Below are 13,460 nucleotides of genomic sequence, written 5' to 3'. Positions count from 1 at the left end.
CGCTCTAATCCAGGAGATGAGATGAAGAAGATCGTGCTGGCGGGCCTGACCGCACTGGGCCTCCTGAGCGCCATGAGCGCCGCGTACGCGGCCGATGCCGGCGTGGTCCGCTTCGGCATCGACCCGACCTACCCGCCGATGGACTCGAAGGCGCCGGACGGCAGCGTCCAGGGCTTCGACGTCGACCTCGGCAACGAAATCTGCAGGCGCATCCACGCGCAATGCAAGTGGGTCGAGCTGGAGTTCTCGGGCATGATCCCGGCGCTGCAGGCACGCAAGATCGACGCGGTATTGTCGGCGATGGCGATCACCGAGAAGCGCATGCAGGCGATCGCCTTCTCTTCGAAGCTCTACCAGTTCAAATCACGCGTCGTCGCGCGGCAAGGCTCGGGGCTCGGCAGCGATGCCGCGTCGCTCGCGGGCAAGCGAGTCGGCGTGCAGTCGGGGACCCAGTTCGAAAGCTATGGCCTCGCGCAATGGGCGCAGCATGGCGTATCCGTCGTGCCGTACAAGAGCCAGGAAGAAGTGTTCGCGGATCTCGTCAACGGACGGCTCGACGCCGCCCTGCTCGGCACGGTCGAAGCCGAAAACGGCTTCCTGCGCACGCCGCAAGGCAAGGGTTTCGCCTTCGCGGGTCAGCCGCTGTCGATGGGCGACCATGGAGTGGGCATCGGCATGCGCAAGGACGATGACGCGCTGAAAAATTCGATCGACGCCGCCATCGCTTCGATGCGCGCGGACGGCACCTATGCGCGCATCGCGCACCGCTATTTCGATTTCGATCCGTACGGGGATTGATCCACGTTTGATTCGCAATTGATCCGCGACCGATTGAGCACGCCGTGCGACACTCTCCGGCGCCTCCGTTACTCCACCTTCACCCGCTCATGCACACGCGCTCGACCTTTCTGATTTCACCGGCCATCGGCACGCGCCGCGAACTGACCAGCTTTCACTTCGGCCCCGAAGCCACAGCCGAAGGCGTCGAAAAGATCTACATCCAATCGACGCTGCACGCCGACGAAATTCCCGCGATGCTCACCGCCGTGATGCTCAGGCGGCGCCTGACCGAACTCGACGCCGCCGGGGCGCTCAACGCACAGATCGTACTGGTGCCGGTCGCGAACCCCGTCGGGCTCGCGCAACATGTGCTCGGCCAGTTCGTCGGCCGCTTCGATCTGACAAGCGGGCGCAACTTCAACCGGCACTTTCCGTCGTTCGACGGCCTGGCGCAAAAGATCGAAGGCGCGCTTGGCAACGATCCGATAGCCAACGTGGCCACCGTGCGCCGCCTGATGCGCGAAGCGCTCGCGCAGCACACGCCGCGCACCGAGTTCGAATCGCTGCAGCGCGCGCTGCTCGATTTGTCGCTCGACGCCGACGTCGTGATCGATCTGCACTGCTCGCTCGAAGCCACGCTGCATCTCTACACGAGCGACGCCGCATGGCCGCAGTTCGAATCGCTCGCGCGCTACATGGGCGCGCAGGCCTCGCTGATCTCGACCGATTCCGGCGGCCAGGCGTTCGACGAAGCGCACAGCCTGCCGTGGTGGACGCTGCAACAGACGCTCGCCGACCCCGCGCTGCTGCCGCCGGGCACGATCGCCGCGACGATCGAATGCCGCGGGCAGCGCGACGTGTCGTACGAAACCGCCGGGCGCGACGCCGAAGCGATCATCGACTTCCTGCGCGCACGCGGCGCCGTGAAGGGCGAGGCGAAGCCCATGCCGCCGCTCCTTCGCGAACCGACGCCGCTGGCCGGCAGCGAGCAGTTCTATGCGCCCGTCTCCGGCATCCTCGTGCATCGCGCGGCGACCGGCGATCTGATCCGCGCGGGCGACGCGCTCTTCGACATCGTCGATCCGCTGACCGACGAGACGACGACCGTGCGCAGCAACACCGAAGGCGTGCTCTACATGCGGCGCGCGATTCGCTTCGTGACGGCCGGCGCGCCGCTTGGGCGCGTCACGGGCGTGCGGCCGATCCGCACCGGCGTGCTGCTCGGAGCGTAACTAGAAAAGCGTAGGCGCGACGATCGCGCCTACGCCCCCTACCCCTTGCTCGCCCCAAACGTGAGCCCGGCGACAAAATGCTTCTGCATCGCAAAGAACATCGCGACAGACGGCAGCGCCGCCAGAATCGAGCCCGCCGACACCAGATTCCACGCGGTCGTCCACTCTCCTTTGAGCGCAGCAACGCCGACCGTGAGCGGCGCCGCGTCGTCGCCCTGCGTCAAGCACAGCGCCCAGAAGTAGTCGTTCCAGACGAACGTGAACACGAGGATCGTGAGCGCCGCGAGCGCCGGGCGGATCAGCGGCAGGATGATCCGCACGAACACGGTCCATTCGCCCGCGCCTTCGATGCGCGCGGCCTCGATCAACTCGAACGGCAGCTGCTTGATGAAGTTGCGCAAGAAGAGCGCGCAGAAGCCGGTCTGAAACGACACATGAAACAGGATCAGCGCGCTTAGCGTATTGAACAATCCGAGTTGCAGCGACAAGTCGCGCACCGGAATCATCAGCACCTGCACCGGCACGAAGTTGCCCGCGACGAAGGTCGCGAACAACGCCGTGTTGCCGCGAAACCGGTAGGTGGCCAGCGCGAAGCCGGCCATCGCGGCGAGCGCAATCGAGCCGATCACCGAAGGCACCGTGATCAGCACGCTGTTGAAGAAGTAATGAAGCATCGGCGAGGTCGTCAGCGCCTCGCGGTAGTTGTCGATCAGCGCGAAATGCTTCGGCCATCCCCAGTAGTTGCCCTCGGTCAGTTCCTCGGTCGAACGCACCGAGGTGACGAGCACCGCGATCATCGGCAGCAGCCAGATCACGAGTGCGATGGGCAGGCTCAATTTATAAAGGCGCCGGGATACCGGGCTCTTCCATTGTTCGACGGGCATCGGATACATGGCATCGGCTCCTTATTGCTCGCTCATTGCTCAGTCCGCAGCATCCGCCGCAGGTGGTACACGATATAAACCAGCATGATCGCGAACAGCACGACCGCGATAGACGCCGAGTAACCGAGCCGGAAGTACTTGATGGCCTGGTCGTACATGTAATACGCGAGCACCGTCGAGCTTTCGAACGGGCCGCCTCCGGTCATCACCGAGATCAGATCGAAGCTGCGCAGCGCGCCGATCACCGTCACGACGATCGCCATGAACGTGGTCGGCCGCAATTGCGGCAGCACGACATGCCACAGCAGCGCCCAACCGCGCGCGCCTTCCATGCGCGCGGCTTCGAGCTGCTCCGCGTTGAGCGTCGTGAGCCCCGTCAGATAGAGAATCATGCAGTACGCCGTCTGCGGCCAGAGCGCCGCGAACACGATGCCGAAGGTCGCATAGCGGGCGTCGCCGAGCACGGGGATGCCGTGCCCGAGCATCATCGCCAGGAGGCCGAAGGTCGGGTCGTAGAACCACGTGAAGATCAATCCGACCACGACGCCCGACAGCACGAACGGCGCAAAAAACAGCGATTTGACGAAGCGGATGCCGCGCACGGCCTGGTTCAGATAGAGCGCCACCGCGAGTCCCATCGGCGGCGCGAGCAGGAACAGCAGGAGCCAGATCACGTTGTTCTTGAGCGCCGTATAGAACGTGCGCGCGTGAACCAGCTCCACGTAGTTCGCGAGGCCGACAAAAGCCGGCGGCGTCATCCCGTCCCAGTTGTAGAAGCTGATGCGGATGGTCGAGAGAATCGGCCAGATCACATAGAGGCCGATCATCACGCACGCGGGCGCGAGAAACAGGAACGCCGCGCGATTCTGCCGGCGCGAAGTCGGCGAGGCGCGCCGGCGGTGCGCGCTCGCTGCGTTACGCCCGTTCGCCGTTGTCTGCGATTCGGGCGCTCCGCTCGCGCTCGCATCCGGCAGCGGGTGCGCGGTGTGATGGGTGACGATGTGTGGCACGGCCAATCTCCCGGTCAATCCTGAGCGAACGCGCGGCGGCTCGCGACAACGCCGAACCGCCTGCGCTCGCTACCAATCACTTCTGGTAAATCCGCTTGCGCGTCTCTTCGAGCTGCGCGAGCACGTCGTCGATCTTGGTCGGGTCGGCGACGAACTGCTGCATGCCCTTCATGCCTTCATCGGCCATTTCCTTCGTCATGTCGCGATCGTAGAACTGCGCGATGCCGCCCTTCGTGTTCGAAAGGATCTGGAAGCCGATCTTCGCGATGGGGTCATCCGGCTCGGGCGACTTGCTGTTCGCCGACAGCGATCCCATCCCCGTCGCGATCCGCGCGCCGATTTCCGGCGTCTCGACGAAAGCGAGGAACGTGCGGGCGTCGGCCTTGTTTTTTGCCTTCGACGGAATATTCAGCGTTTCCACCGGACCATCCTCGGCAGTCGGCACGCTCGTGTTGATGACCGGGAACTGGAAGTAGCCCATCTCCTGCTTCACGTTCGCAGGGAAGCCTCCGGAGATGAAGGTGCCCATCAGCATCATCGCGGCCTTGCCTTGGAACAGGAACGGCTGCGCGGCGTCGAGATCGTACGAGAGCGAGTTGTCGATGAAGTAGCCGTCGTCGATCAATTGCTTCCACGTCGTGTAGACCTTCTTCACGCGCGGGTCCGTGTACGCGATGTCGCCCGCCATCAGCTGCTGATGGAACGCGTTGCCGTTCAGACGCAAGTCGAGATAGTCGAACCAGCCCGCTAGCGTCCAGGCGTCGCGTCCGCCGACCGCGATCGGCGTGATGCCCGCGGCCTTCAGCTTCTTGCACGCATCCATGAACTGATCCCACGATTTCGGCTCGCTCGTGATGCCGACCTTCTGGAACAGGTCCTTGCGATAGAACAGGCCCCACGAGTAGTAGAACGTCGGCGCCGCGTACTGCTTGCCTTTATACGACGACGCTTCCTTCGTCGACGCATACATATCGTCCCAGCCGTTCTTCTTCCAGTCGCCCGTGAGGTCGTCGAAGAGGCCGCGCTTCGCGTAGTACGCCATGCGCTCGCCGTCGTGCCAGTTCACCACGTCGGGCGAGACCGTCGTGAGCCAGCCGGGCAGCTGCACCTTGTACGCCTCTTCGTCGATGAACGAGACTTTGACGTCGATGCCGGGATGCGCCTTCTCGAACGAATCGATCACCGACTGCCACACCGCGCGCTGGCTGGCGCCCTTGAACGCGATGTTGACCGAGAGCGTGCTGGCATCGGCGGTGCCGGCCGTCGACATCGCGACGGCCGCAGCCAATGCGACGGCGGTGAAGATGCTGCGTGGTTTCGAAGTCATGCGTGTCTCCTTGTCCTTGGAATGGCGTCGTTTTCGTCGATACGTCGATACGTCGATACGTCGGTACGTCGGTACGTCGGTGCTGCGGGGTTGGGCGTTGATCTTCAGTTCGATCGATAAACAGCCACGCCCTGGGGTTCGATTGCCTGCGAGCCGATCACGTAGCGTTCGGCCGCGATGCCTGCGTGCTGGTAGACCTGCTCACCGTAGTTGAAGACGTAGGTCAGCGCACCGCGTCGGCTTATACGCACGCCGTACGCCAGCGGCGCAGAATCGAGCCCGGCTTCGTGGGCAATGTGCGCGAAGAGGCGCTGAGTCAGCGCGTCGTCGAACAGGCCCGCGAGGTAGTGGAATGCGCCACTTTTCACGTAGGCAGGATGGCCGTCGGTGAATTGCGCGCGCACTTCGAGCGAACGCGTCTTGGTGGGCTCGATCAGGTCGCGCCAGTGACGCGCGACGCCGTCGCTCGTGCCTTGCGCGCTGCCGTTGAAGCGCACCGGCGCGGCCACGTTCGGCCGCATCGATTCGACGCGCCACACGCGCATCGGCAACACGGAGCCCAGCGCGCCCGGCGGCAGGTTGGCGGGGATCTGCAGGTCGACGGTCTTCGAGCCCGTGCGCGGGCCGATCACGACTTGCGCGCCGGAGTGCGCGAGGCGCTCCGCGAAATCGTCCGGCACGATCGGCAGCGGCGGCACGACGATCAAGCGATAGCCGTCGAGCGGCGCATGCGCGGAGACGATATCGACATCGAAGCCGAGCGCGCGCAGCGCCGAGTAGTACTCGAACGCGAAACGCGGATAGTGGAAGTCGTCGCCTTGCGGATGAATCTCGAAGAGCCACTTCGCTTCGTAGTCGTAGACGAGCGCGACTTTCGAGCGAATGTTGGCATCCGCATCGGCGTTGGCTCCGAGCACGCTGCGGATGTCCGCGGCCACCTGCTCCGCTTCGCGCCCGCCGATATCGAGCTGGTTATCCGGCGTATTCAAGCCCGCGTGCATCTGCTCCTGCGCGAACGGCGCCTGCCGCCAGCGGAAATACGACACGCAGCCCGCGCCGTGCGCGAACGCCTCCCAGCTCCAGAGCCGCACCATCCCCGGCAGCGGCGCGGGGTTCCAGCTTGCCCAGTTGACCGGCCCCGGCTGCTGCTCCATCACCCAGAACGGCAGCTTCGACATGCCGCGATAGACGTCGTGATTGAACGACGCGAAATCGGGATGCCCGGTGCGCAGCCACTTCGCCTTCACCTCGGGCGCGAACCACTGCTCTTCGAGCGCGCCGAGCGGATAGCTGTCCCAAGCGGCGACGTCGAGATCGGCCGCCACCTTGTAGTGGTCGAACTCCGTGAAAAGCTGCATGAAGTTGTGCGCGATCGGCCGCCCCGGCGAATGCGCGCGGATGATCTCGACCTGCATGCGGTTGTAGCGCGCGACTTCGTCCGACGCGAAGCGCCGGTAATCGAGCCGATGCGACGGATGCGCTTCGGTGACGGTCGCGATCGGCGCGTCGACCTCGTCGAAGCTGCGGTACTCCATGCTCCAGAACACGGTACCCCACGCGCGGTTCAGCGCATCGATCGTGCCGTAGCGCGCCTTGAGCCATTCGCGAAAGCGCGCGATCGCCGCGGGCGAATAGCTGACCACGGTCTGATGGCAGCCGAATTCGTTATCAGTCTGCCAGTACGCGACCGCGGGATGCTTGCCGTAGCGCTCGGCCACTGCCGTGCAGATGCGCTGCGACGCCTCGTAATACGAAGGCGACGAAAAATCGTAGTGACGGCGCGAGCCGAACGCGCGCGGCCGGCCGTCCGCGCCCACGGGCAGGATGTCGGGATGGCGGTCGATCAGCCACTTCGGCGGCGTCGCGGTCGGCGTGCACATCACGACTTTGAGGCCGGCGTTGCCGAGCACGTCGACCGCGCGATCGAGCCACGCCCAATCGTATTCGCCGGGCGAGGGCTCCATGCGGCTCCACGCGAATTCGGCGATCCGCACCTGCTCGATGCCGAGTGCTTTCATGCGCCGGGCGTCGTCTTCCCAGAGCGATTCCGGCCAGTGTTCGGGGTAGTAGCAGACTCCGAGGCGCATCTAAGGTCCTTTGTATATGGGGGATTGAGGCGCGGCCGGCTCAGGCGTGAAGCTCGAGCGGTTCGAGCGCGGCGACCGCAAAGCCGTCTTCAGTAAATAGATGGCAGGCCGAGGACGGCACGAACAAGCGCGCGGCATCGCCCTGCTTCAAGCGCGTATCGCCGGGCGCCTTCGCGATCAGCGCGGCGCCGCCGGGCTGGTCCAGATGCACGTAGCTGTGTTCGCCGAGTTGCTCGACAAGCGAGACGGTGCGCGTGAGCACCGCGCATTCGGGCTGCACGTGATCGCTCGCCTCCGCGCTCGCGTCATCGGCGAGTTCGAGATGCTCGGGGCGCACACCGAGCGTGACGGTTTGCCCGGCACGCAAGCGCTCGCCGTCGACGGCGACGCGCACCGCCTCCCCCGTATCCGCGAGCGTGACCACGACACCGTGTCCATCGCTCGACGCCACCTTCCCGGGCAGAAAGTTCATGCGCGGCGCACCGATGAAGCCGGCGACGAAACGGCTCTTCGGGCGGTGATAGAGCTCGAGCGGCGCGCCGATCTGCGCGATGCTGCCGTAGCGCTCGGTGTCCTTGCCGGAATGCAGGAGCACGATCTTGTCGGCGAGCGTCATCGCTTCGATCTGGTCGTGCGTCACGTAGACGACGCTCGCCTTCGCGAACTGCTTGTGCAGGCGCGCGATCTCGACGCGCGTCTGTCCGCGCAGCGTGGCATCGAGATTGGAAAGCGGCTCGTCGAACAGGAAAACGCCGGGCTCGCGCACGATCGCGCGGCCGATCGCGACGCGCTGGCGCTGGCCGCCCGAGAGCGCCTTCGGACGCCGTTCGAGCAGCGCTTCGAGCTGCAGGATGCGCGCGGCTTCGCGCACGCGGCGGTCGATCTCGTCCTTCGGCTTCTTGGCGAGCTTGAGGCCAAACGCCATGTTCTCGAAGACGGTCATGTGAGGAAACAGCGCGTAGCTCTGGAACACCATCGCCACGCCGCGCTCCGCGGCGGGCACGTCGTTGACGAGCTTGCCGCCGATCGAAAGGTCGCCGTCGGTCACGTCTTCCAGGCCGGCGATCATGCGCAGCAAGGTGGACTTGCCGCAGCCCGACGGCCCGAGGAACACGCAAAACTCGTTCTCGCCGATCTCAAGATCGACGTTGCGAATCACCGGCGGCCCGTCGCCGTAAGCCTTCTGCACGCCTCTTAACGAAATGCTCGCCATCGCGTCGTCTCCGTGATCTAATCGGCACGCAATCGGAGATTAAGCGCTTAATCAGCTGGACCGAAAAAAGCGATCGCATGGCGATCGTGATTTGCGGCGTCTCCGATGTCGTTCTGTGTATGGGGCCGATAGTGCCGCGTCATGTCGCAGGATGCAAATGCTGAGCAATCAGCCTAAATAGTGAGATAGACCGATGCCCACGCTCAGCGAAGTCGCGCGCCATGCCGGCGTCACCGCCGCCACCGTGTCGAACGTGTTGCGCGGCCGCGGCCGGGTCGGCGAAGAGACGCGGCTGCGCGTGCTCGACGCCGTGAAGGCGCTCGGCTACCGCCCCCACCTCGCGGCGCGCGCGCTGGCCGAAGGCCGTGCGCCGACTATCGCACTGATGGTGTCGAGCATCGCCAACCCGTTCTATCCGGAGTTCGTGCTCGCGGTCGAGCGCGCGGCGCGCGAGAGCGGCCATTTCGTGATCGTCTGCAATACGAACGAAGATCCGGCGACGGGCCGCGCCTATCTCGAGCAGATCGCGGGCACGCTCTCCGAAGGCGTGCTCGTGACGAACGCCAATCTCGACTTCGCCGATCTGCACAAGACCGAAGCGCGCGGCGCGCCGGTCGTGCTGTGCATGTGGGAGCGTCCGCAGGAGCCGCCGGGGCTGCATTGCGTCGCGGTCGATTTCAGGCTGGCGGGGGAGCTGGCGGGCACGCATCTCGTCGAGCTGGGGCATCGGCGGATCGGAGCGATCGTCGGCAGCAAGCTGTCGGGGATCCACGCCGCGCGTTACCAAGGATTCCTCGATGCGATGCAGCACGCGGGGCTCGACGAACCCGACGCGCGCTTGCGGCACGCGCCCGACACCGTGCAAGGCGGCTACGCCGCGACGCGCGCGCTGCTCGAAGCGGAGCCGGGGATCACCGCGATCTTCGCGTCGAACGACTTGCCCGCGCTCGGCGCGCTCCATGCGGCGGCGGATCTGGGGCTGCAGGTGCCGCACGACCTGTCGGTCGTCGGCATCACGGACATTCAGCCGGCGCGCGAAGCGCGTCCCGCGCTGACGACCGTGGCGGTGCCGACAGCCGAAGCCGCTGAGCTTGCGGTGGGGCTATTGAGGGAGTTGCTGACTGCGTCGCCGGATTATGTCGGCGCGGCGGAATCGGCGCCGCGCTTGTGCGTCACATCGGCGCCGCGGTTGGTCGTGAGAGCGTCAACGGGCGCGCCGCGCGAGCCGTAAGCCGAGGAGGCTCGCCGCTCACGCGAGCCCCGCGCGCGAACACTTGCTCAACGCTCGGCGCTCCTATGCCGAGCGCTATCGCATCAGCGCTGAATCACGGCGTCACCGCCGCCCACGACGCATCGGGATTGAACGACTTGATCGCATCGGCCACGCGCGCCGTCTGCGGCCCGAGGTTCTTCTGGAAGAGCTGGCCGTCCTGGTTCACGATGAAGCTCATTACGCCGGTCTTCCCGTATTGCGCGGGCCAGGCGACGAGCGCGAAGCCGTTTTCGAGCTGACCGTCCTTCACATAGCTCTTCGCGCCACCCAACGCTCGCGTACCCTGCCCAGTGAGAATGCGGTAGTGGTAACCGTGGTACGCGTCATCCGGCGACGTCTCCTTCCCCATCACCGCGGCGAGCGGGCCAAGCGGACTCTCGGCTTCGCCCGGCGCCGTGCTCCAGTAGAGGCCGTCACGCTTGCCCGGCGTGCTCACGAAACGCGACGCGTAGTGCTGCGTGAGATCGTGATAGTCGCCTTGCGCATCGACATAGGCGAGCGAGGTCAGCATCGCGGCGTTCTCGTTGCGGCCGATCGTGCGCGTCAGGATCTCGTCGCGCGCGGCCTGCGGATCGAAGCGCCACCCCTGCCCCGCTTTCACGAGCGGAATCGGCAGCGTCCAGCCGCTTGCGCCGACCTCGACATGCGCGCTCGGGCGTCCGTTCAACGGCGCCGCATCGTCGACGACCCGATGCCCCTGCGCCCAAGCGCCGAGGAAGCGATACACGTCGTCTTCGTCGAACGATTCGGCCGGGACGAAGCGCGGGGAGTCGTTGCCGAGCACCTTGTGCAAGGCGTCGCGATCGTTGCTCGCCAACGCATCGGCGAAGGCGGATGCGGCCGCGTCAGGCGTCGCATAGACCGCCTGCGCGTGAACCGGATTGGACGCGAGCGCGAGCAGCATGGCGGCCGAGCCGGCCGCGAGCCCCGCATTGCCGAGGACGACAGCGCAGGCCGCGGCACGTGCGCGCGAAATCGCGCGTGCAGAAAAGCGAATCATCTGAAGCTCCTCTCTATCGTTTATCGACGCAGGCCGCCGCGACGGTCCGATTCGCCGCCTCTCAGCCCGCCGCCTCTGGGTAAATCGGCATTGCGCACGCCGCCGCTGTGCGCGCTCGAAACCGACGCGCGGCTCGTCTGGCCGCGCTGCAGGTCGCGCCGGCTCGCGTCGCCGTCGCCCGCATCGTGCAGCGCGCCGTTGCGGTTCGCCGCTTGCGCGTTCGAGCGCAGGTCGCTGGCCGACGCGCTCGAGCGTGCGTTCGGATGGTTGTCGGCGAATTCATGGCTGCCGGCCGCGCCGCCCTGATGGATATCCTGCACGCGCTGACTCGCCGAGCCGCTCAGGTTCTCGCCGGTGCGCGTCTGCAGCGTTTGCCGCGCGGCATCGCGTGAGGCGTCGCGCGACGCCGACGTATCGCGCCCGCGATATTGATCGCGCTGCGAGCGGTCGGTGTTGCTGAAGTTCGCGTTGTTGCGATTGACGTTCGTCACGTTGCGGTTGACGTTCGTCGTGTTGCGATTCCAGCTCGTCGTGCGGGTCGTCGCGTCGATCCGGTGATTGACGTTGATGTTGTTGTAGTGATTGACGTTGATATTGACGTCGTGGTGATTCCAGTCGAAGCCGCCCCACAGCGCGTTGGTGACCGCCACGCCCACACCGAAGCCGATCCCGGCGGCAACGCCGCTCGCAAACGCGTACCCGGGCGGAGGCGGCACATAAACCGGCGGATAGGCCGGATAAGGCCATGCGCCATAGACCACGGTCGGGTTATAGGTCGGCACGTACACGACCTGCGGATTGGCTGGCACGATCTGAATCGTGCTTTGCTCGACCACCACCTTCTGCTGCGTATTCGTTTGCAGATTGCCGGCCTTCTGCGCTTCCTTGCGCAAGCGCTGCACCGAATCCATCACGTCGTTCGGCTGCGCGAGAAACGCATTGCCGAGCTGCGCGACCCAGTCGGGTTTCGCCGACATCGTCGCCAGCACTTGCGGAAACGCGACCAGCGATTGCACGCTCGGGTCCCAAGGCTCCGACGCCACGGCCTTCACGGCCGCATCGCCCTGCAGCTTCGCATTCGACTTCGACCAGGCCGCCGCGGCCTCCACGTCCTGCGGGAACGTCGCGGCCATCAGCACCTGCGCGAGCAAGGCATCGGGATAGAGCGCGACGGGCGCCGTCAGCGAATCGAGCTGCTGACTGGAGAGCTTGGCGGCGGTTTGCGCGAGCGTGGCGGTCGGCGCGACGCACATCAGCATCGGCGCGCCGGCCAATGCAGCGCACACAATAAGCGCATGCGGGCTGAGTGCCCATGATCGTCTCACGATGAAATTCTCCTGGGTGCGTTGGAGGTCGAGCGCCGGCAGGAACAGCGGGCGCCGTGATGTGAAGCACCGTGACGGGCAGGCGACGGCCTGCCCTTCGGTGAAGCCCTTCAGTGGACCCTTAGGTGGGCCCTTCGATCAGCTTTGCGGCTTTGCGGCAGCTGCACCCGAGCTCTGCGGCGCCGGCTGCGCTGCGGCTGCGCCTTGCGGCGTCACTTGCACCGCGGTCGCGGAAACGAACACGGCGTGAACCGTATCGCCGACCTTCACGTTATCGAGCGAAATGTCAGGCGCGGCTTGGAGCGTCTGCGCCTGGTTCGGGCCGCGCAGCGTCACGAGCCGCTCTTTCTTGTCGATCTTCTGCACCGTGGCGATCAGATCGACGCGATGCGCAGCGTCGTAACCGGTGCCGGTTGGCTTGTAGGTTTGCGTATCGACGCGCTCGCGAATGCCGTCGTTGTCGCTCTTGACCTTGTCGGCCGCCAGCAGCACCGCGCTCTTGTACAGCACGTCGACACGATCGCCGAGATGCAGGTTGTCGAACCCGGTGACTTCCGGATTGACTGCGACGACGGCGATATTGCCCTTAGGCCCCTTGAGCGTGAGCGTGCGCGTCGTCTGCTCGATGCCGACGATCGTGGCCTTCACGTGCGTAGCCGGCGACGTCGCCACGATGGCCTGCGCGGTGCTCGCCATCGAGTCTTGCGCCATGGCCGGCTGAATCACGGCTGCTGCGAGGAAAAGTGCTGCGCCAATCGTCATTGTTTTCATTTGCACCTCGATAAAAAGGAGTGTCAGGGGATTGACCGGCGCTATGCCGCGATTCAATGCGGAAATAGAGCACGGAAAATTCCCCGCTTAAAACGCCTTGCATTGGCAGTTTCCGTCGAATATCTCATAACTCGATACGAAAATACAACGCGGCTTTGTGACAGTCGGTATAAGAACTATGCAAATCGAATTGAATTGATACTTCTTTTACATATATGCCGAATTGAAATCCCATTCAAATTGAAACAATCGCGCAATAAAACGGATATGCGCCATCGAATTGAAACAACGGCGGCGGCCTCAGGCTGGCGGTCTCAGCACGCGTACGCCACTCCGATCGTCTAAAAAACCACCGCGCACACGAAGACATCCGCATAGGCGGACGAGGGGAATGAAATAGCCAAATCGGATGCAAACGACAGCGCCGCCGTCCGGAAAATCCTCATCGGCGACACGTGTTGATTCAAGGCTCGGAAAAGAGAATTGCCTCGATAGGGACGCCGCACACGCCTTTGGAAAATCGCCAATTCGCCTCGAAAATTTCCGAGTCCCGCGTGC

General features: G+C 64.9%; 11 protein-coding genes. 3 read left to right on the top strand and 8 right to left on the bottom strand.

Going from position 1 to position 13,460, the window contains the following annotated elements:
• Positions 1–21: 21 nt before the first annotated feature.
• Both AAHK20_RS00405 and AAHK20_RS00400 read left to right on the top strand, forming a co-directional pair.
• Complete coding sequence (locus AAHK20_RS00405; RefSeq protein WP_449179450.1) at positions 22–798, top strand: transporter substrate-binding domain-containing protein; 777 nt, start codon at positions 22–24, stop codon at positions 796–798.
• 89 nt (positions 799–887) lie between these two features.
• A complete protein-coding gene (locus AAHK20_RS00400) occupies positions 888–2,012 on the top strand; it encodes a succinylglutamate desuccinylase/aspartoacylase family protein (protein ID WP_449179449.1) in 1,125 nt (374 codons plus the stop codon).
• Between the two features lie 38 nt (positions 2,013–2,050).
• Here the strand turns inward: AAHK20_RS00400 and AAHK20_RS00395 are convergent, their stop codons facing one another.
• The 5 genes from AAHK20_RS00395 to AAHK20_RS00375 all read right to left on the bottom strand — a co-directional run bounded on the left by AAHK20_RS00395 (position 2,051) and on the right by AAHK20_RS00375 (position 8,533).
• Positions 2,051–2,905 (bottom strand): carbohydrate ABC transporter permease, encoded by an 855-nt coding sequence (locus AAHK20_RS00395; RefSeq protein WP_449179448.1) that lies wholly within the window; start codon positions 2,903–2,905, stop codon positions 2,051–2,053.
• A gap of 23 nt (positions 2,906–2,928) precedes the next feature.
• Positions 2,929–3,906 (bottom strand): carbohydrate ABC transporter permease, encoded by a 978-nt coding sequence (locus AAHK20_RS00390; RefSeq protein WP_449179447.1) that lies wholly within the window; start codon positions 3,904–3,906, stop codon positions 2,929–2,931.
• 76 nt (positions 3,907–3,982) lie between these two features.
• A complete protein-coding gene (locus tag AAHK20_RS00385; protein ID WP_449179446.1) occupies positions 3,983–5,233 on the bottom strand; it encodes an ABC transporter substrate-binding protein in 1,251 nt (416 codons plus the stop codon).
• Positions 5,234–5,337: 104 nt separating this feature from the next.
• A complete protein-coding gene (locus AAHK20_RS00380) occupies positions 5,338–7,320 on the bottom strand; it encodes a beta-galactosidase (RefSeq protein ID WP_449179445.1) in 1,983 nt (660 codons plus the stop codon).
• A gap of 40 nt (positions 7,321–7,360) precedes the next feature.
• Positions 7,361–8,533 carry an ABC transporter ATP-binding protein gene (locus AAHK20_RS00375; RefSeq protein ID WP_449179444.1) on the bottom strand — a complete coding sequence of 391 codons (1,173 nt, stop codon included), beginning with the start codon at positions 8,531–8,533 and terminating at the stop codon, positions 7,361–7,363.
• A gap of 193 nt (positions 8,534–8,726) precedes the next feature.
• On the opposite strand from AAHK20_RS00375, the gene AAHK20_RS00370 reads away from it, so the two are divergent.
• Entirely contained in the window at positions 8,727–9,764 is a 1,038-nt protein-coding gene (locus AAHK20_RS00370; RefSeq protein ID WP_449179443.1) for a LacI family DNA-binding transcriptional regulator, read from the top strand.
• 94 nt (positions 9,765–9,858) lie between these two features.
• Here the strand turns inward: AAHK20_RS00370 and AAHK20_RS00365 are convergent, their stop codons facing one another.
• The 3 genes from AAHK20_RS00365 to AAHK20_RS00355 form a co-directional block, all read right to left on the bottom strand.
• The gene (locus tag AAHK20_RS00365; protein ID WP_449179442.1) at positions 9,859–10,806 is read right to left on the bottom strand and encodes a DUF2950 domain-containing protein; all 948 of its coding nucleotides are present in this window, start codon (positions 10,804–10,806) and stop codon (positions 9,859–9,861) included.
• Positions 10,807–10,826: 20 nt separating this feature from the next.
• Entirely contained in the window at positions 10,827–12,131 is a 1,305-nt protein-coding gene (locus AAHK20_RS00360) for a DUF3300 domain-containing protein (RefSeq protein WP_449179441.1), read from the bottom strand.
• A gap of 138 nt (positions 12,132–12,269) precedes the next feature.
• Positions 12,270–12,902, bottom strand: a complete 633-nt coding sequence (locus tag AAHK20_RS00355; protein WP_449179440.1) for a hypothetical protein — start codon at positions 12,900–12,902, stop codon at positions 12,270–12,272.
• Positions 12,903–13,460 lie beyond the last annotated feature (558 nt).

The sequence above is a fragment of the Trinickia camelliae genome, assembly GCF_053525655.1.
This window is presented reverse-complemented; position numbering and strand designations above follow the sequence as displayed.